At 65.4% G+C, this 16,709-nt stretch carries 16 protein-coding genes; 9 read left to right on the top strand and 7 right to left on the bottom strand.

The window, feature by feature from the left end; translation table 11 throughout:
• The first annotated feature begins 132 nt into the window (after positions 1–132).
• Together OU426_RS15030 and OU426_RS15025 are read left to right on the top strand one after the other, a co-directional pair.
• Positions 133–1,014 (top strand): SPFH domain-containing protein, encoded by an 882-nt coding sequence (locus OU426_RS15030; RefSeq protein WP_267634862.1) that lies wholly within the window; start codon positions 133–135, stop codon positions 1,012–1,014.
• Positions 1,014–1,289 (top strand): NfeD family protein, encoded by a 276-nt coding sequence (locus tag OU426_RS15025; RefSeq protein ID WP_267634861.1) that lies wholly within the window; start codon positions 1,014–1,016, stop codon positions 1,287–1,289. The genes OU426_RS15030 and OU426_RS15025 overlap by 1 nt, the downstream gene beginning before the upstream one ends.
• Positions 1,290–1,365: 76 nt before the next feature.
• Here OU426_RS15025 and OU426_RS15020 read toward each other — a convergent pair whose 3' ends face one another.
• Both OU426_RS15020 and OU426_RS15015 read right to left on the bottom strand, forming a co-directional pair.
• A complete protein-coding gene (locus OU426_RS15020) occupies positions 1,366–2,124 on the bottom strand; it encodes an isocitrate lyase/PEP mutase family protein (RefSeq protein WP_267634860.1) in 759 nt (252 codons plus the stop codon).
• Positions 2,121–3,197 (bottom strand): bifunctional transcriptional activator/DNA repair enzyme AdaA, encoded by a 1,077-nt coding sequence (locus OU426_RS15015; protein WP_267634949.1) that lies wholly within the window; start codon positions 3,195–3,197, stop codon positions 2,121–2,123. The genes OU426_RS15020 and OU426_RS15015 overlap by 4 nt, the downstream gene beginning before the upstream one ends.
• Positions 3,198–3,359: 162 nt before the next feature.
• On the opposite strand from OU426_RS15015, the gene OU426_RS15010 reads away from it, so the two are divergent.
• From OU426_RS15010 to OU426_RS14990, 5 genes are all read left to right on the top strand, one after another.
• Complete coding sequence (locus OU426_RS15010; RefSeq protein ID WP_267634859.1) at positions 3,360–3,995, top strand: glutathione S-transferase family protein; 636 nt, start codon at positions 3,360–3,362, stop codon at positions 3,993–3,995.
• 74 nt (positions 3,996–4,069) lie between these two features.
• On the top strand, positions 4,070–4,450 hold the full coding sequence (locus tag OU426_RS15005; protein WP_267634858.1) for a DUF8846 family protein: 381 nt from the start codon (positions 4,070–4,072) through the stop codon (positions 4,448–4,450).
• 10 nt (positions 4,451–4,460) lie between these two features.
• Positions 4,461–5,612: a succinyl-diaminopimelate desuccinylase gene (gene dapE, locus OU426_RS15000; protein ID WP_267634857.1), complete on the top strand. Its 1,152-nt coding sequence runs from the start codon at positions 4,461–4,463 to the stop codon at positions 5,610–5,612.
• Positions 5,613–5,702: 90 nt separating this feature from the next.
• Positions 5,703–7,952 carry a ribonuclease R gene (gene rnr / locus OU426_RS14995; protein WP_267634856.1) on the top strand — a complete coding sequence of 750 codons (2,250 nt, stop codon included), beginning with the start codon at positions 5,703–5,705 and terminating at the stop codon, positions 7,950–7,952.
• A 73-nt stretch (positions 7,953–8,025) separates the two neighbouring features.
• Positions 8,026–9,282, top strand: coding sequence for a lytic murein transglycosylase (locus tag OU426_RS14990; RefSeq protein WP_420712605.1), 1,257 nt, complete (start codon positions 8,026–8,028; stop codon positions 9,280–9,282).
• A gap of 270 nt (positions 9,283–9,552) precedes the next feature.
• Here the strand turns inward: OU426_RS14990 and OU426_RS14985 are convergent, their stop codons facing one another.
• Positions 9,553–10,827, bottom strand: coding sequence for a 4-aminobutyrate--2-oxoglutarate transaminase (locus tag OU426_RS14985; RefSeq protein WP_267634855.1), 1,275 nt, complete (start codon positions 10,825–10,827; stop codon positions 9,553–9,555).
• A 139-nt stretch (positions 10,828–10,966) separates the two neighbouring features.
• On the opposite strand from OU426_RS14985, the gene OU426_RS14980 reads away from it, so the two are divergent.
• On the top strand, positions 10,967–11,530 hold the full coding sequence (locus OU426_RS14980) for a cupin domain-containing protein (protein ID WP_267634854.1): 564 nt from the start codon (positions 10,967–10,969) through the stop codon (positions 11,528–11,530).
• On the top strand, positions 11,491–12,072 hold the full coding sequence (gene thpR, locus OU426_RS14975) for an RNA 2',3'-cyclic phosphodiesterase (protein WP_267634853.1): 582 nt from the start codon (positions 11,491–11,493) through the stop codon (positions 12,070–12,072). The genes OU426_RS14980 and thpR overlap by 40 nt, the downstream gene beginning before the upstream one ends.
• A gap of 67 nt (positions 12,073–12,139) precedes the next feature.
• Here the strand turns inward: thpR and OU426_RS14970 are convergent, their stop codons facing one another.
• Genes OU426_RS14970 through gpmI form a run of 4 tightly spaced genes read right to left on the bottom strand, consistent with a single transcriptional unit; the run spans position 12,140 to position 16,619 of the window.
• Positions 12,140–12,643, bottom strand: a complete 504-nt coding sequence (locus tag OU426_RS14970) for an RNA pyrophosphohydrolase (protein WP_267634852.1) — start codon at positions 12,641–12,643, stop codon at positions 12,140–12,142.
• Entirely contained in the window at positions 12,640–13,983 is a 1,344-nt protein-coding gene (locus tag OU426_RS14965; protein ID WP_267634851.1) for a S41 family peptidase, read from the bottom strand. The genes OU426_RS14970 and OU426_RS14965 overlap by 4 nt, the downstream gene beginning before the upstream one ends.
• 3 nt (positions 13,984–13,986) lie before the next feature.
• Positions 13,987–15,093 carry a murein hydrolase activator EnvC family protein gene (locus OU426_RS14960; protein ID WP_267634850.1) on the bottom strand — a complete coding sequence of 369 codons (1,107 nt, stop codon included), beginning with the start codon at positions 15,091–15,093 and terminating at the stop codon, positions 13,987–13,989.
• Positions 15,090–16,619 carry a 2,3-bisphosphoglycerate-independent phosphoglycerate mutase gene (gene gpmI, locus OU426_RS14955; RefSeq protein WP_267634849.1) on the bottom strand — a complete coding sequence of 510 codons (1,530 nt, stop codon included), beginning with the start codon at positions 16,617–16,619 and terminating at the stop codon, positions 15,090–15,092. Before gpmI ends, OU426_RS14960 begins: the two co-directional genes overlap by 4 nt.
• Between the last annotated feature and the right edge of the window lie 90 nt (positions 16,620–16,709).

Genomic DNA, 16,709 nt, shown 5'->3' with positions numbered 1-16,709 from the left:
CCGCCAGAATGGGCAGGCGTCGCATTTTCGCCGCAAATCGGCGCGCGGGCAAAGAGGCGGGAACCTGCCCGAACCCACTTGCGCGCGGGTTGCAATCCGACCATTTAGGGAAAAAGCAAATGGGAGGGACCCATGAACGGGAACGAATTTACCGGTGGCAGCGCCGTTTTTCTGGTGCTGGCGCTTTTCATACTGCTCTGCATCTGGCTTGGCGTGCGCATCGTGCCGCAGTCGGAAAAGCACGTGGTCGAACGGTTCGGGCGGCTGCGCGCCGTGCTGGGGCCGGGGATCAACTTCATCATCCCCTTCCTCGACCGGGTGCGCCACAAGATCTCGGTCCTTGAACGCCAGCTGCCGACACACAAGCAAGATGCAATCACTGCAGACAACGTGCTGGTGACGGTCGATACCAGCGTTTTCTACCGGATCACCGAGCCGGAAAAGACCGTATACCGCATCCGCGATGTCGACGCGGCCATCGCGACCACCGTCGCAGGCATCGTCCGGGCCGAGATCGGGACGATGGACCTCGATCACGTTCAGTCGAACCGTTCGAGCCTGATCGCCAAGATCCGCGACGCGCTGGCGCAGGTGGTGGATGACTGGGGGATCGAGGTGACGCGGGTCGAGATCCTCGACGTCAATCTCGACGAGGCGACGCGGTCTGCCATGCTGCAGCAGCTCAACGCCGAACGCGCGCGGCGCGCGCAGGTGACCGAGGCCGAGGGCAAGAAACGCGCGGTGGAACTGTCGGCGGATGCCGAACTTTACGCGGCCGAGCAGGTCGCCAAGGCCCGTCGCATCACGGCGGACGCCGAAGCCTATGCAACCGGCGTGGTCGCCCAGGCGATCAAGGAAAACGGCATCGAGGCGGCACAATATCAGGTGGCGCTGAAGCAGGTCGAAGCGCTGTCCGCCGTTGCCGCCGGGCAAGGTTCGCAGACCGTCATCGTCCCGGCATCGGCGCTTGAGGCTTTCGGCGATGCGTTCAAGCTTCTGAAAGGGCGCGGCTGATGGAAATCTGGCAGCATTGGTGGGTCTGGGTTGCGGCGGGCGGCGTGCTGGCAATCCTTGAAGTCATGGTTTCGGGCTATGTGCTCCTCGGCTTCGCCATCGGCGCGGTCCTCACCGGCCTTCTCATCGCACTTGGCGTCCTCGGCGACTGGATGTCGCCGATGGTTCTGGTCTTCGCGATCGCCTCGCTTGCCGCCTGGCTGATCTTGCGCCGAATATTCGGCCTGCCCCGCGACCGGGTGAAGATCATCGAGCACGACATCAACGAGAACTGAAGAAGGGCGGCGTCAGCCGCCCTTTCCTTGCCAGCGCTGTAACACCGTCCGCGCTCGGCAAGCGCTCCTCCTCGTGTCAGGTCAGCGCCCGGTAACGCGCTGTCAGGTCTGCCATCGCACTTCGATACGGCCCCGGCCCGTAACTCGCACGCCCCGCACCAAGCTCGGCGGCAATCGCGATCCGGTCGAGCGTGCCTCTCATCATCACATTGACCGGCAGGCGCGCGGCCGAGACGATGGCCCGCACCAGCCCGGGGTCGGTCAGGCCGGGAACGAAAAAGCCATCTGCCCCCGCCGCCGCATAGGCTGTCTCGCGCTGCAGGGCTTCGGTAAGGCAGCCTTCGTGCGCCGTCGGGTCGGCGTTCAGAAACAGATCGGTCCGCGCATTGATGAAAAGCGGCACATCCGCCTGACGCGCAGCCTCTCTGATCGCCCTGATCCGCCCGGCCTGAACCTCGATCGGATGAAGGCCCTCACCGCGCACAACCCTGTCTTCGAAATTGATCCCGATCGCACCGGTCTGGATCAGCTGGCGCACATTCTCGGCCAGGTCCGCCGGGTCGGTCGCATAGCCGCCCTCGAAATCGACGCTGACCGGAATATCCACCGCCTGCACGATCCGTTCCACGATCCGCAGGAGGAAATCGAGCGGGATCGCCTCGCCGTCGGCAAACCCCTGCGCCGCCGCGACCGACCAGCTGCCGGTCGCCAGCGCCGTGGCACCGGCGTCGGCGAGCGCCTTCGCGCTGCCCGCATCCCAGATGTTGTAAAGGACAAGCGGCGCCCCCTTGCGGTGCAGCGACCTGAACCTCATCGCCTTGTCTTTCTGGCTCATGCCACGCCGCCTCTCTTCGCATCCATCGTAAATTGCCTTTCGATTTCAATGAGTTTCTGTTTTCGCCACAGGCCGCCGCCATAGCCGGTCAGCGCGCCATCGGCACCAAGCACCCGGTGACAGGGTACGACAACGGCAAGCTGGTTCGCGCCATTGGCCCGCGCCACGGCGCGCACGGCCTCCGGCCTGCCGATGCGCCGGGCAATATCGGTATAGCTGCACACGGCGCCCGGCGGGATGCGGCGGAGCTCATCCCATACCAGTTGCGTGAAACCGCTGCCGTGATAGGCAAGCGGCGTTCGGAACTCGGCCGACCGTCCGGCGAAGAAATCCGCCAGTTCGTCCCTGATCTGCGCGCCAGGCGGGGTCTTGCCCAGACCGATGCGCCCTTTCGCATGTCGATCGAGCCTTCCAAGCTCGGTCCTGAGCGCCTTGCGTTCGATGAATTCCAGAAGATGCAGCTCTGACCGGCTGCAGATCGAAATCATGTCGCCGAGCGGCGTCGCGATCCAGTCTGCGAAGAGCAGGGGATCGGGGTCGAGCCGACCGGGCGCACGCCCCAGAAGGGCGGCGAACGCCGCGCGGAAACCGCTGGCAGACTCGAAGCGTGCATCAAGCTGGGCGTCGATGACGCTGCCGCCGGCCGAGATGGTGACGAAACCGTCGCGCAAGCGGCGCTGACGCGCCATGTCGAGGAAGGTCATGCCATACTGGCGCTTGAAGGCGCGCCTGACGGTGGACGGGTCAAAACCCATCCGCTCGACATCGGCTTCCGAGAACCGGTGATCGGGGCGTTCATCCAGCGCGGCCAGCAGCACCGGGATCGACGGATCGGCCATGGCCTCTGGCGCAAGCGGATGGCAGCGCTTGCAGGGCCGGTAGCCCGCGTCGAGACAGTCGCGTACCGAACCGAAGAAGCTACAATTCTCCGGCCGGGGCTTCCGCGCCGGGCAAGTCAGTCGGCAGAAGACGCCGGTCGTCGCGACGCCGACATAGGCTTGCCCGTCAAACGCGGCATCGCGTTGCACGAGCGCCTGATAGAGCCTGTCATGATCGGGCAGAGCGAACAGCATGCCGCAACCTATCATCTTCGTGGCGCCACGCCGCCGGAAATCGGGCGCCGATTTCACCTTGCGGATCGCCGACGCGACCGGGCGCCACGTCTCGGCCATTCTCGCTTGCTTGGGGCGGGCGACCTTGTATGTTCACGTTACGTTCAATCACAGAGGCGCGCCATGGTCTATTCGCTTCATCAGATGCCCGGCTGGGGCTCGGCGCTCGTCGAACTGCAACTCGCCTGGTACGGACTGCCGCATGAGCTGATCGAGACCGGCGATCTCTTCGACAGTGCCGCGGCGCGGGACAGGTTGTCCCGGCTCAATCCACGCGCCCAGATCCCGACGCTTGTGCTGCCATCGGGCGAGGTGATGACCGAAAGCGCCGCGATCACCCTGCATCTGGCTGACATCACCGGGCGCGACGATCTGGTGCCGGGGCCGGGTGCGGCCGAGCGGGCGGCCTTCCTGCGCTGGCTGATCTTCATCGTCGCCAATATCTATCCCTGCTTCACCTTCGCGGACGATCCGGCGCGTTTCGTCGCCGATCCGGATGCGGCGAAAGCCTATCGGGCGCGGGTGGACGACCATCACCGGACGCTCTGGCGCGAGGTCGCGGCCATTGTTGAGATGCGCGGTGGCCCCTGGTTCGTGGGACAAAGGTTCAGCGCGCTCGACCTCTATCTCGCGGTGATGACCAACTGGCGCCCGGGAAAGGACTGGTTCGCGGCCGAGGCTCCTGGCCTTCTGGCCATCGGCCGCGCGGCCGGCAACCGGCCAGAACTGGCGGCCGCGATGAAGCGCAACTTCGGCTAGGCTGCGCGCGGAGAGTTGCACCTTTGCGCCCGCGCGCTTAGGGTCCGCCGCGTTCCCGCCGAAGGAAGGCCCGCATGACCGACGCCAGCGACAAGACCGACCGTCTGTCCAAAATCAAACGCCCGCAGAAGGTCTATACACTGCTTGTCGAGGTCGGCCGCAAGGAAGGCGACGGTCTGCCCAAAGGTGCGACCGGCGCGGCACTTCTGTGCTATTCGACTGGCGTCAGCGAGGAAGAAGCGGTGCGTGAATGCGTGGCAGTCCTGAAGCAGGCCGACATGGCGCCCCTCGACGTCACCGGATACGGCACGCCAGAGGAGCGCGCGGCACAAGGCCATGAGATCGACGCAGACGAGCGCGAACTGATGGACCGGGCACTTGCCGAGAATGCCGTCATCGTCGTGCAGGCCACCCCCTTCTACGACGAGGAAAGTCGCGCCGCGACTTTGCACTGAGGCCCAAGACATGTCCCACGCACCCATCGATCCCATCGCGCTGACTGCCGACCTCATCCGCTGTCCCTCGGTGACGCCGGAGGAGGGCGGCGCGCTGCAGCTTCTGGAAAAGCTTCTCTCCGGCGCGGGCTTCGACTGCACGCGGGTCGACCGGAACGGCACGCCGAATCTTTTCGCCCGCTGGGGGCGGCCGTGCGCGAACCGGACGTTCGGCTTCAACGGCCACACCGATGTCGTGCCGGTAGGCGATGCCGCCGCCTGGACACGCGATCCGTTCTGCGGCGAAATCCATGACGGCTGGCTTTGGGGCCGGGGCGCCACCGACATGAAATCGGGCGTGGCGGCGTTCGTGGCGGCGGCTATCGATTTCGTGCGCAACACGCCCCCCGACGGCGCGATCATCCTCACTATCACCGGCGACGAAGAAGGGCCCGGCAAGGACGGGACCGTCGCGCTTCTCGACTGGATGAAGGCGAAGGGCGAGGCGATGTCGGTCTGTCTGGTGGGCGAGCCGACCAGCCCCGAACGGCTGGGCGACATGATGAAGATCGGGCGGCGCGGGTCGCTCACCTGCTTCATCGAGGCGACCGGTGTTCAAGGCCATTCCGCCTATCCGCACCGGGCGAAGAACCCGCTTCATGCCTTGGTGCGGCTCCTTGACCGACTCGCGTCGCATGAGCTTGACCGCGGGACCGATCATTTCGATGCCTCGACGCTTGCCCTGACCACCATCGACTGTGGCAACCCGGCCGGAAACGTCATTCCCGCCCGGGCGAGCGCACGGCTCAACATCCGCTTCAACGATGCCCATTCCGTCGCCTCGCTGTCCAAATGGCTCCGGGCCGAGGCGGCGCAGGTCGAGGCGGAAACTGGCGTGAAGTTCACGCTCACGATCGACATATCGGGCGAAAGCTTCCTCACCCCGCCTGGCGATTTCACCCGCCTCGTGGCCGGATCGGTCAAGGCTGAAACCGGGCTCGACCCTGCGCTTTCGACCTCCGGCGGCACGTCTGACGCACGTTTCGTCAAGGACCATTGCCCGGTTGTGGAATTCGGCCTCGTCGGCAAGACCATGCATCAGGTCGACGAACGGGTGGAAGTGGCTCAGATCGGCCAGCTGAAGGCGATCTACAGCCGGATATTGACGGATTATTTCAACTGAGCGTCCTTCGGCTGCAAGGGGGTGGGGGCAGACAGCCCCCACCCGCGCTTTCCGCATGACGGCGGCGGCGTTGCATGCTAGGCCGCGCCCATGAAAGAGCTTCCCTCCAAGGCCGAAATCCTCGCCTGGATCGCCGACAACCCCGGCGAGACGGCCAAGCGCGACATAGCCAAGGCCTTCGGCCTCAAGGGCGCGGCGCGGATCGATCTGAAGCGCATGCTGAAGGAGTTGGAGGCTGAGGGCCATCTGGAAAAACGCCGCCGGTCCTATCGCGACCCCGAAGCCCTGCCGCCGGTCGCGGTCCTGACCATCCTGCCGCCCGACGCGCAAGGCGATCTCTTCGCCAGACCACTGGACTGGCAGGGAGAGGGGGCGCCACCCCGCATTCTCTTCATTGCACGTAAGGGCGATCCGGCTCTTGGGCAGGGCGACCGGATCCTCGCGAAACTCGCGCCGGTGAAGGCAGAGGGCCATGGCTACGAGGCGCGCCTGATCCGAAAGATCGGCACCAACCCGATCCGCATCGTCGGCCTCTTCCGCAAGGCGGCGGAGGGCGGGCGGATCATCCCGGTCGACAAGGGAGCCGACAAGGAATGGCTGGTCGCGGCTGACGCGACCTTCGGCGCGAAGGACGGCGAACTCGTGGAGGCCGAACAGGCCGGCCCCAACGGCCGCATGGGCCTGCCGCGCGCCCGCGTGGTCGAGGTTCTGGGCGATCCGTCCGCCCCTAAGGCCGTCTCGCTGATCGCGATCCACCAGCACGGCATCCCCGATCATTTCCCCGACGCCGTGATCGCCGAGGCCGATGGGATGGAGCCCGCGCCGCTTGGCGACCGCGAGGACTTACGGCATCTGCCCTTCCTGACGATCGATCCGGCCGACGCCCGCGACCGCGACGATGCGGTTTTTGCGCATGAGGATGAAGACCCGACGAACGCTGACGGGTTCATCCTTTGGGTCGCGATCGCCGATGTCGCACATTATGTGACGCCGCAGTCCGCGCTGGACCGCGAGGCGCGCAAGCGCGGCAATTCCACCTATTTCCCCGACCGGGTGGTGCCGATGTTGCCCGACCGTCTGTCGGGCGATCTCTGTTCGCTGCACGAACATGTCGACCGGGCGGTTCTGGCGGTCTGGATGAAGATCGACACCCACGGCAACAAGCTCTCGCACCGATTCACGCGTGGCCTCATCCGCTCGCGCGCCTCGCTTGCCTATGAAGAGGTTCAGGCAGCCCAGGATGGCGCGCCGGGTGACCGGACTGCGGGTTTGCTGGATCAGATCCGGCCGCTTTATGGGGCCTATGAGGCGCTGAAGAAGGCCCGCGCCGCGCGCCAGCCGCTCGACCTCGACCTGCCCGAACGCAGGATCGAGCTTTCCGATGACGGCCATGTCACCTCGGTCGCCTTCAAGGAACGCTTCGACGCCCACAGGCTGATCGAAGAGGCGATGATCCTCGCCAATGTCGCCGCCGCCGAAGAATTGATCCGGTTGCGCCGCCCGCTTCTCTTCCGGATCCACGAAGAACCAAGCCCCGAAAAGATCGACGCCCTGCGCGAGGTAGCCGAGGCGTCGGGCTTCACGCTCGCCAAGGGACAGGTGCTGAAAACCTCGGCGCTGAACCGGCTGCTGAAACAGTCCGAAGGTACGGAATTCGACGAGCTTCTGAACATCACCATGCTTCGCTCGATGACCCAGGCCTATTACCATCCGCAGAATTTCGGTCATTTCGGCCTCGCTCTGCGGAACTACGCGCATTTCACCTCGCCGATCCGGCGCTATTCCGACCTGATTGTGCATAGGGCGCTGATCTCGGGCCATGGCTGGGGCAAGGACGGGCTGTCGGCCGAAGATATCGAGATGCTGGAGGAGACCGCCCAGCAAATATCCGACACCGAGCGCCGGTCGATGGCCGCGGAGCGCGATACGACCGACCGCTATCTGGCGGCCTACCTGTCGGACCGGGTCGGCGCCGAATTCACCGGTCGGATCAGCGGCGTGCAGAAGTTCGGCCTGTTCGTGAAGCTCGACGAGACCGGCGCAGACGGGCTGATCCCCATCCGGTCGGTCGGGCGGGAGTTCTTCCATTACGATCCAGCAAGCCAGACCCTGATAGGCGCCGATACCGGCCTGACCATCGGGCTTGGCCAGAAGGTGACAGTGCGGCTGGCCGAGGCGGTTCCAGTGACGGGCGGCCTCGCGCTGGAGCTTCTGGAGATCGATGGCGCGCCCCTTCCCGGCGGCGGGCTGAAGCGCGGGCGGCGCATGGCGCGCAAACCCGGTCAGACCCGCGCGCGCGATGCGAAGGTCCGTCGAAAGGTCGAACGGCACCGGCGCTGAACCGCCGTTCGCGACCGCCCCCCTTTTCGCGCCGCGGCAGGCAGGGTAGGCTTGCCGAAAAGAAAGCAGCCCGATGATCCGCCCAACAGGCCCGATTACCCTTCTTCTGTCGCTTGCCGCCCTGCCGGGCCTCGCCGCGCAGCCCGCACCGCCCTTAGGAGCCCCGCCCATGTCCACCGGTCCCGAGGCGCTGATCACCGTGGGCAGCGAAGCGGGGTTCGACCGCTGGGTCGAGGGCTTCCGCCCCCGCGCGCTGGCCCGCGGCATCAGCGAAAAGCTCTTCGAGCGGGCCTTCAGGGGCGTGACCTACGACCCCTATGTGGTTGAAAAGGACCGCAATCAGGGCGAGTTCGTCAAGCCGATCTGGGAATATCTCGACAAGGCAGTCTCGGACGAACGGGTGGCGAACGGCCGGAAAGCGCTGAAGAAATACGCCCGCCTTCTGAAACAGATCGAGGCGGCCTACGGAGTCGAAAAGGAGATCGTCGTTGCGGTCTGGGGGCTCGAGAGCTCCTACGGCGCGAACAGGGGCAACCTGCCGCTGATTCAATCGCTGGCGACGCTCGCCTATGACGGCCGTCGCGGCAGCTTCTTCGAAAGCCAACTCATCGCCGCCTTGAAGATCATTCAGGCGGGTAATGTGGCGCCCAGTGACATGACCGGCAGCTGGGCTGGTGCGATGGGCCATACCCAGTTCATCCCGACCTCATACCTCGCTTTCGCGGTCGATTTCACCGGCGACGGCAAGCGCGACATCTGGTCGGACGATCCCAGCGACGCGCTCGCTTCAACCGCCGCCTATCTGGCGAAATCCGGCTGGCGCAAGGGCGCGCGCTGGGGCGCCGAGGTGCGCCTGCCGTCCGATTTCAACGTCGATCTGACCGGCGACGGCGTGAAGAAAAGCGCCGCCGACTGGGCCGCGCTCGGCGTGCGCGACATGGATGGCAAGGTTGTGAAAGAGGGCGGCTCGGCCTCGATCCTGCTGCCAGCCGGCGCGCGTGGAGCCGCCTTCATGATCTTCCCGAACTTCCGCGCCATCGAACGCTATAACGCCGCCGACGCCTACGTGATCGCCGTGGGCCACCTTGCCGACCGCCTGAAGGGCGGCGCGCCCATTCAGGCCCCCTGGCCGCGCGAGGACAGGGCGCTGACGCTGCCGGAACGTGTGGAACTGCAGGAACGCCTGATCAAGGCGGGCTTCGACACCGGCGGAGCGGACGGCAAGGTCGGCCCGAAGACCATCGCGGCCGTCAAGGCGTTCCAGCGCGCGATCGGCATGATCCCCGATGGCTATGCCAGCCTCGATATCCTGAAGCGGCTGCGCGGCTGAGAGGCCGGGGGGTTCGCACCCCCGGACCCCCGCGGGATATTTGGAAACGGAAGAGCAATGTTTCGTTAACCTTGCTCTTTTACCCTGCGGAGACGGTACAGGCGGGGACGCCGATGACCGTAGCGGAAGAGGCGCCCTGACCCGCAGGTCAGGGCGTTCTTGCTGGTTTCTTCCGTTTCGAAATATCCCCGCCGGAGGCACGCGCGCCGCAGCTATCGGCTGCGGCGCCACGAAGAGGCTTGAGGCCGAAGGCCTCGCCTTTGGATTACGTCAGCCGCGGGCGGCGCGGATCGAGTCCTCAAGTTTGCCGAGCGCCTCGGTGAAGATTTCGTCCTGGATGGTGATCGGCGAAAGGAAGCGGATCACATTGCCATGGACGCCACAGGTCAGAAGGATCAGCCCGCGCTTCAGCGCCTCGAGCCGCACCTTGTTGGCGAAGTCGGCCGACGGCTTGCCGCTCTTGGCATCGTTGAACTCGACCGCGTTCATGAAGCCCGGGCCGCGGATATCGACGATCTCGGGCACTTCGGCGCGCAGCATTTCCAGATGCTGCTTCAGGCGGGAGCCGAGCTGATTGGCGCGGTCGCAGAGCCCTTCCTCCTCGATCACGTCAAGGACGGCATTCGCCGCCGCGATCCCCATGGGCGAACCGCCATAGGTGCCGCCAAGGCCGCCGGGGCCGGGGGCGTCCATAACCTCGGCCCGGCCGACCACCGCGGCAAGCGGGAAGCCGCCGGCAAGCGCCTTGGCCATCGTCATCAGGTCGGGCTGCACGTCGTAATGCTCCATCGCGAACATCTTGCCGGTGCGGGCAAAGCCGGTCTGCACCTCGTCGGCGATCAGAAGGATGCCATGTTCGTCGCAGATCGCGCGGAGTGCCTTGAAGAACTCGCGCGGCGCTTCATAGAAGCCGCCCTCGCCCTGAACGGGTTCAAGGATGATCGCGGCGACGCGCTTGGGGTCGACATCGGCCTTGAAGAGATAGTTCAGCGTATCGAGCGACTGTTCGACCGAGACGCCATGCAGCGGGACCGGGAAGGGGACGTGGAAGACGTCGTTCGGCATGGCGCCGAAACCGACCTTGTAGGGCACGACCTTGCCGGTCAGCGCCATACCCATGAAGGTGCGGCCATGGAAGGCGCCGGTGAAGGCAATCACTGCCTGGCGGCCGGTGGCCGCGCGGGCGATCTTGACTGCATTTTCCACCGCCTCGGCGCCGGTGGTGACGAAGACCGCTTTCTTCTCGCCCTTGATCGGGGCGATGGCGGTCAGGCGTTCGGCCAGGCGCACATAGTTTTCATAGGGCACGACCTGGTGGCAGGTGTGGGTGAAATGGTCGAGCTGGTCCTTGACCGCCGCAATTACCTTGGGGTGCCGGTGGCCGGTGTTCACCACCGCGATCCCCGCCGCGAAGTCGATATAGCGGTTGCCTTCCTTGTCCCAAAGTTCGGCATTTTCGGCGCGGTCGACGAAGATTTGCGTCATCACGCCCACGCCGCGCGACATGGCGGCCTTGCGGCGGGCTTCGATTTCGGCGTTCTTCATGGCAGTCCCCCTTCAATGGCCGCGCCGCCCCTCAGGGCCCCGCGTCGGCGTGCGTTCAATATTATGTATTGACAGAAAATAAATTTATCTTTCTCCCGGCCGACCCGCAAGCTATTTCATGCATATGGAAGGAGCATCCATGACATTCGATACCGGTGCGCGGCTGAAGGCCGAACGCGAGGCCCGCAAATTGTCGCAGCGCCAGCTCGCGACGCTTGCGGGCGTGACGGCGGCGATGATCTCGATGATCGAGCAGAACCGGACGAGCCCCTCGATCGGCACGCTGAAGAAGATCCTGAGCGGGCTCAACATGCCGCTCTCGGCCTTCTTTGCCGAGGATGAGCCTGCCGCCACCAAATGGCATTTCACCCACGAGGAATTCCGCGAGATCACGCCGCCGGGCGGGGCGGCGGACCCGAAGATCAGCTTCCTGCGGGTCGGCCATGCGACCGACAGTGCGCTTCTGGTTCTTTATGAACATTACCGCCCCGGTGCCGACACTGGGCCTGAGCTTTACAGCCACGAATCCGAAGAGGCGGGCGTTGTGGTCGAGGGCCAGATCGAGCTGACGGTCGGGACCGAGACGCAGCTTCTGAAGACGGGTGACGGATACCATTTCAACAGCCGCCAGCCGCACCGCTTCCGCAACCCGGGGCCTGGCGATTGCGTGATCGTTTCGGGCTGTACGCCGCCGACCTTCTGACCATGCGGCTCTTTCTGGCCATCCCGCTGCCCGAACCGGTCGCGACCCGGCTGGCGGAGGTCGCCTTGCGCCTCAAGGTCGGCCGCCCGCTGCCCGAAGAAAACCTGCATCTGACCATCGCCTTTCTGGGCGAGCAGCGCGAGCCCGCGCTAGAGGAGCTGCATTGTGAGCTTGAGCGGCTGCACCAGCCTGCCCTACCGGTGACCTTCGGCCCGCTCGGCACCTTCGGCGACAGTCCGGGGACGGTCCATGCAGAGGTTCAGCTATCGCCCGGTCTTAAGGCGCTGCACCGGTCGGTCATGGGGGCCGTACGCGGGGCGGGTATCACGCTTGAGCGGCGGCGGTTCCGCCCGCATGTGACGATCGCCCGCCTGCCCCGTCATCCCGCCCCCGGCGATCACGCGGAGGTCGCGCGCTTTCTGGGCGTGCATGCGGCGACCCCGTTGCCGGACTTCACCGCGGACCGGCTGATCCTCTACCGGTCATGGCTGCGTCCCGAAGGCTCGCTTTACGAGGATCTCGCGGATTATCCGTTGGGCTAGCTGCTCATGCAGCCGTGCGGCATGTCTTCGCACGAGGAGCGCACGAAGTGCGACGACGAGCCGCCCGTCAGGCCAGATACGCACGGAAGGCCATAACCACCTCCTCATAGACCTTGCGCTTGAACGGCACGATCGAGGTGATCAGTTCGTCGGCCGTCACCCATTTCCATTCGGAAAACTCGGGATGTTCGGTGGCGATATCGATCTGATCGTCGCGACCGAGAAAGCGGTAAAGGAACCATTTCTGCCTCTGCCCGCGATATTTGCCACCCCAGACCTTTCCGACTAGATGGTCCGGCAGGTCATAAGTAATCCAGCCATGGGTCTTGCCGACGAAATCGACAAGACCGGCCGTCACCCCGGTTTCCTCCCAGAGCTCGCGCAGCGCCGCAGCACGCGGCTTTTCGTCCTTGTCGATCCCGCCCTGCGGCATCTGCCAGGCGGCAACCTCGCTGTCCTTGCGCTGGCCCGCGAAGATACGGCCAGCGCCATCGATCAGCATCACGCCCACGCAGGGCCGGTAGGGCAGGTCATCCCTCATGGGCGACCCGCCCTTGTCGCTTCCGCTCATTCGGTGCCCTGCGACACCGCAAGGCCCTTGATGATGTCGATCGCATAGGCCATCTGATAATCGTCAAGGCGACGCTTGGCGGCCTCTTCGGCGGCCTTTTGCTCCTCCTCGAAGACCTTTTTCTCGTCCTCGCTCATCGAATCGTTCGAGAGCGCGCCCCGCAGGTCGGCTTCCGACCGCGTGCGTTTCGCCGCGCTCTCGGGCGTCTCTTCGCCGGTCGCGGCGGGATCGGCCTTCGGCTGTTCCACCACGATGTCGGGCGAGATGCCCAGCGCCTGGATCGAGCGGCCCGACGGCGTATAGTAGCGCGCTGTCGTCAGGCGCATCGCCGCATCGCCCTTCAGCGGCACGATGGTCTGGACCGAGCCTTTGCCGAAGCTCTTGGTGCCCACGACGATCGCCCGGTGATGGTCCTGCAGCGCGCCTGTAACGATCTCCGAGGCCGAGGCCGAGCCGCCGTTGATCAGAACGACGATCGGCTTGCCCTGCGCCAGATCGCCCGGCTCCGCGTTGAACCGTTCGCTGTCTTCCGGGTTGCGACCGCGGGTCGAGACGATCTCGCCCTTGTCGAGGAAGGCGTCCGACACGGCGACCGCCTGGGTCAGGAGCCCGCCCGGGTTGTTCCTGAGGTCAATGACGAAGCCCCGGACCTTGTCGATGCCGCCAAGCTCCTCGATGGACTTCTTGATCCCTTCCTCGATGCCCGCATAGGTCTGCTCGCTGAAGGTCGTAACGCGCAGGATCACGGTGCTTTCTTCGGTGCGCGGTTTCACCGCCGCGATCTTGATCGTCTCGCGGGTGATGGTCACGTCGAAGGGCTCGTCCGATCCTTCGCGCGCGATGGTGATCGTGATCTCGGACCCGACCGGGCCGCGCATCATGTCTACCGCCTGGTCGAGCGTCAGGCCGAGAAGGCTTTCGCCATTCACATGGGTAATGAAATCGCCCGCCTGGATGCCTGCCTCGGCCGCTGGCGTACCGTCGATCGGCGACACAACCTTCACGAACCCGTCCTGCTGGGTCACTTCGATCCCGAGGCCGCCAAACTCGCCGCGCGTCGATTCCCGCATGTCGGAATAGTCTTCGGGCGGCAGGTAGGAGGAATGCGGATCAAGCGAGGTCAGCATGCCGTTGATAGCAGCTTCGATCAGCTCGCGCTCGTCGACCTCTTCCACATACTGCGCGCGGATTCGCTCGAATATGTCGCCGAAGAGGTCAAGCTGCTCGTAGACCGAGGCGGGCTTGGTATTCTCCTGCGCCACCAGAGGTGCTGCCACCTGTGTGGTAAGCGCGATGCCCGCCACCGTGCCGAGAAGCGCGGAGTAGAGGTATTTCTTCATGACCTACTTGTCCTTCGTTTCCACGAACCACGGACCGGGATCGATGGTCGCGCCGTTCTCTCTGAGTTCGATATAAAGCGTTTCCGTTCGGTTTGCGCCACTGCCTTCTTCGCTGCCGTTCTCGGTCCCGCCCATCAGCCCCACCGGTGCGCCGGTTGTCAGCACATCGCCGGTTTCGCCAAACACACTGCCCATGCCCGCGAGAATCAATAGATAGCCGTTCGCGGGCTCGAGGATCATCACATTTCCGTAGTCGAGCAGCGGGCCGCGATAGCGGATCGTCGCGGGCCAGGGCGCGGTGACGAGCGCGCCAGGCGCGGTAGCGATCAGGAGGCCGGGGCGGAGGATGCCCGCCGCGTCCGTCTCGCCCGCGCGTCGCAGGAGCCGCCCGAGCACCGGCAGGTCAATCGTGCCCTTCGCTCCGGCAAAGTCTTCAAGCGGTGGCCCGATGTCGCTTTCCAGCCCGCGCAGCCCTTCGGCGAAGGCATCAAGCGTGCCCGCGCTGTCGAGCAGCTGCTGCAGTTCGGCCGGGTCGTCGAGATAGCGCTGCGGCAGGTCGGTCCGGTCCTGCATGGCTTTCGAGAGCGCGGTGCGCGCCTCCTGAACCGCGACCAGCCCGCGCGTCAGCATTGTCTGTGCCTCTTGCTGCAGGCGGCGGATATTGCGCATCTCGGTCAGTTCCGCTTTCAGCCGATCCGCCTGATCCTGAACCGCCGGGGCGGCCGCCGACAGGACCATGCCTGAGCGCGCCGCGCCGAGCGGACCGGAGGGATGCAGGAGAAGAACCGGAGCCGGTTCCCGCTCCATCGCCGCCATCACGCCGAGAAGGCGGCCGATATCATCGCGCCGCGCCTCGAAGCCCGCGCTGATCTCGGCCTCGCGCACCGACGCGGCGCGCAAGGCATCGCGAAAGGCCGACAGGCCGGTTTCATAGGCGCGGATCGTCCGGGTCAGCGCCGCGATCCGGTCCTTGCCGCTTTTCGCGGCCTGAAGATCATCAATCGCGGCGCGCAGTTCTGCGGCGGCACTTTCGGCCGTGACCGGGGCGGTCTGCGCCGAGGCGAGGGAAGCCACGAACAGCAGTGCAAGCGCGATAGGCTGGAACCTCATTCGCCCGCCCGTTCAATCAGGCTGCGCCCAGTCATTTCGGGCGGCAGGTCGAGACCCATAAGGTCGAGGATCGTCGGCGCCAGGTCGGCGAGGCGACCGTTCCGGAGATGCGCACCCTTGGGCCCGCCGATCAGCGCCACCGGAACCGGGTTCGTCGTGTGTGCCGTATGTGGCCCGCCGGTCACCGGGTCGATCATCAGTTCGGCATTGCCATGATCGGCGGTCACGATCATCGCGCCCCCCGCCTGTTCCAAGGCGGCCAGAACCTGCGCGAGACCCCGGTCCACCGCCTCGCATGCGGCAATCGCGGCGGGCAGGCTGCCGGTATGGCCGACCATGTCGGGATTGGCATAGTTCACCACGATCAGGTCATAGCCCTTGCCGATCGCCTTGACGAACTGGTCGGTCACCTCAGTCGACGACATTTCCGGCTGCAGATCGTAGGTCGCGACCTTGGGCGAGGGCGCCATGTAGCGATCCTCGCCCTCCTCGGGCGCTTCCCTGCCACCGTTCAGGAAGAAGGTGACATGGGGATATTTCTCGGTTTCCGCCAGACGGAATTGCGTCAGACCCTTGCCCGCAACCCATGCGCCAAGCGTATTGACCACGGCGCGTTTCGGGTAAGCAGCGGCCATGAAGGCATCATGGGTCTTCGAATAATCGACCATGCCCATCAGCGCCGCCCAATGCGGACGGGGGCCGCGTTCGAAGCCCGCGAACGCATCCTCGCCCACAGCAAGAAGGATCTCGCGCGCCCGGTCGGCGCGGAAGTTGAGGCAGAAGAAGCCGTCGCCGTCCCTGGCACCCGTGTAGCCCGATAGAACCGTGGGCTGGATGAATTCGTCGGTTTCCCCGCGCGCATAGGCCTCGGCCACCGCTGCGCTCGCGCCCTCGGACGCAAGGCCTTCGGCCTTGACCATCGCCCCGTAGGCACGCGCGACGCGTTCCCAGCGATTGTCGCGGTCCATCGCGTAGAACCGGCCCGTCACCGTCATGACCCGTGCGCCCTTGGGCAGACGCCTTTCCAGATTGGCGATGAACCCGGCCGCCGAAGATGGCGCCACGTCACGCCCGTCGGTCACGGCATGCAGGGCGACCGGCACGCCCTGCGCGACGATTGTCTCGGCGGCCGCAATCACATGGTTGATATGGCCATGCACGCCGCCATCCGAGATCACACCCATCAGGTGCGCGGTTCCGCCCGTGCCTTTCAGCGTCTGGGCAAACGCCAGCATGGCCTCGTTCGAGAAGAAACTGCGGTCTTCGATCGCCAGATCGATCTGGCCAAGGTCCATCGCCACCACCCGGCCCGCGCCGATGTTCGTGTGCCCTACCTCTGAATTGCCCATCTGGCCGGTCGGCAGGCCGACGTCGGGACCGTGCGTCACAAGCTGAGCATGCGGGCAGGTCGCCATGATCCGGTCATAGGTGGGCGTCTCTGCCAGCATGACGGCATTGCCCGCGCTTTCCGCCCTGAGGCCCCAGCCATCCAGAATGCAAAGGGCGACGGGTCGGGTGCGGGTCATCAGAGGCTCCTGCAGGAAATCTCGGCTTCTTCTAGTCGCAGCGGCGGCGGGCGGCAACCAAGCACTGCCCTCACGGGTGGGCTGCCACGC

Origin of the sequence: Frigidibacter sp. RF13, assembly GCF_026626305.1 — a bacterium.
GTDB lineage: Bacteria > Pseudomonadota > Alphaproteobacteria > Rhodobacterales > Rhodobacteraceae > TMP-24.
Note: the sequence above shows the minus strand (reverse complement) of the source record. Positions and strands in the feature narration are given on the sequence as shown.

What these genes read in the sequence shown, in the direction of transcription:
- gpmI (WP_267634849.1), bottom strand. Translation starts at nt 16,619, where the DNA reads ATGACCCGCACCCGACCCGTCGCCCTTTGCATTCTGGATGGCTGGGGC.
- rnr (WP_267634856.1), top strand. Translation starts at nt 5,703, where the DNA reads ATGAAAGAGCTTCCCTCCAAGGCCGAAATCCTCGCCTGGATCGCCGAC.
- OU426_RS15005 (WP_267634858.1), top strand. Translation starts at nt 4,070, where the DNA reads ATGACCGACGCCAGCGACAAGACCGACCGTCTGTCCAAAATCAAACGC.
- OU426_RS15015 (WP_267634949.1), bottom strand. Translation starts at nt 3,197, where the DNA reads ATGCTGTTCGCTCTGCCCGATCATGACAGGCTCTATCAGGCGCTCGTG.
- OU426_RS14960 (WP_267634850.1), bottom strand. Translation starts at nt 15,093, where the DNA reads ATGAGGTTCCAGCCTATCGCGCTTGCACTGCTGTTCGTGGCTTCCCTC.
- OU426_RS15025 (WP_267634861.1), top strand. Translation starts at nt 1,014, where the DNA reads ATGGAAATCTGGCAGCATTGGTGGGTCTGGGTTGCGGCGGGCGGCGTG.
- OU426_RS14990 (WP_420712605.1), top strand. Translation starts at nt 8,026, where the DNA reads ATGATCCGCCCAACAGGCCCGATTACCCTTCTTCTGTCGCTTGCCGCC.
- OU426_RS14985 (WP_267634855.1), bottom strand. Translation starts at nt 10,827, where the DNA reads ATGAAGAACGCCGAAATCGAAGCCCGCCGCAAGGCCGCCATGTCGCGC.
- OU426_RS14980 (WP_267634854.1), top strand. Translation starts at nt 10,967, where the DNA reads ATGACATTCGATACCGGTGCGCGGCTGAAGGCCGAACGCGAGGCCCGC.
- OU426_RS14965 (WP_267634851.1), bottom strand. Translation starts at nt 13,983, where the DNA reads ATGAAGAAATACCTCTACTCCGCGCTTCTCGGCACGGTGGCGGGCATC.
- OU426_RS15010 (WP_267634859.1), top strand. Translation starts at nt 3,360, where the DNA reads ATGGTCTATTCGCTTCATCAGATGCCCGGCTGGGGCTCGGCGCTCGTC.
- OU426_RS14970 (WP_267634852.1), bottom strand. Translation starts at nt 12,643, where the DNA reads ATGAGCGGAAGCGACAAGGGCGGGTCGCCCATGAGGGATGACCTGCCC.
- OU426_RS15020 (WP_267634860.1), bottom strand. Translation starts at nt 2,124, where the DNA reads ATGAGCCAGAAAGACAAGGCGATGAGGTTCAGGTCGCTGCACCGCAAG.
- dapE (WP_267634857.1), top strand. Translation starts at nt 4,461, where the DNA reads ATGTCCCACGCACCCATCGATCCCATCGCGCTGACTGCCGACCTCATC.
- OU426_RS15030 (WP_267634862.1), top strand. Translation starts at nt 133, where the DNA reads ATGAACGGGAACGAATTTACCGGTGGCAGCGCCGTTTTTCTGGTGCTG.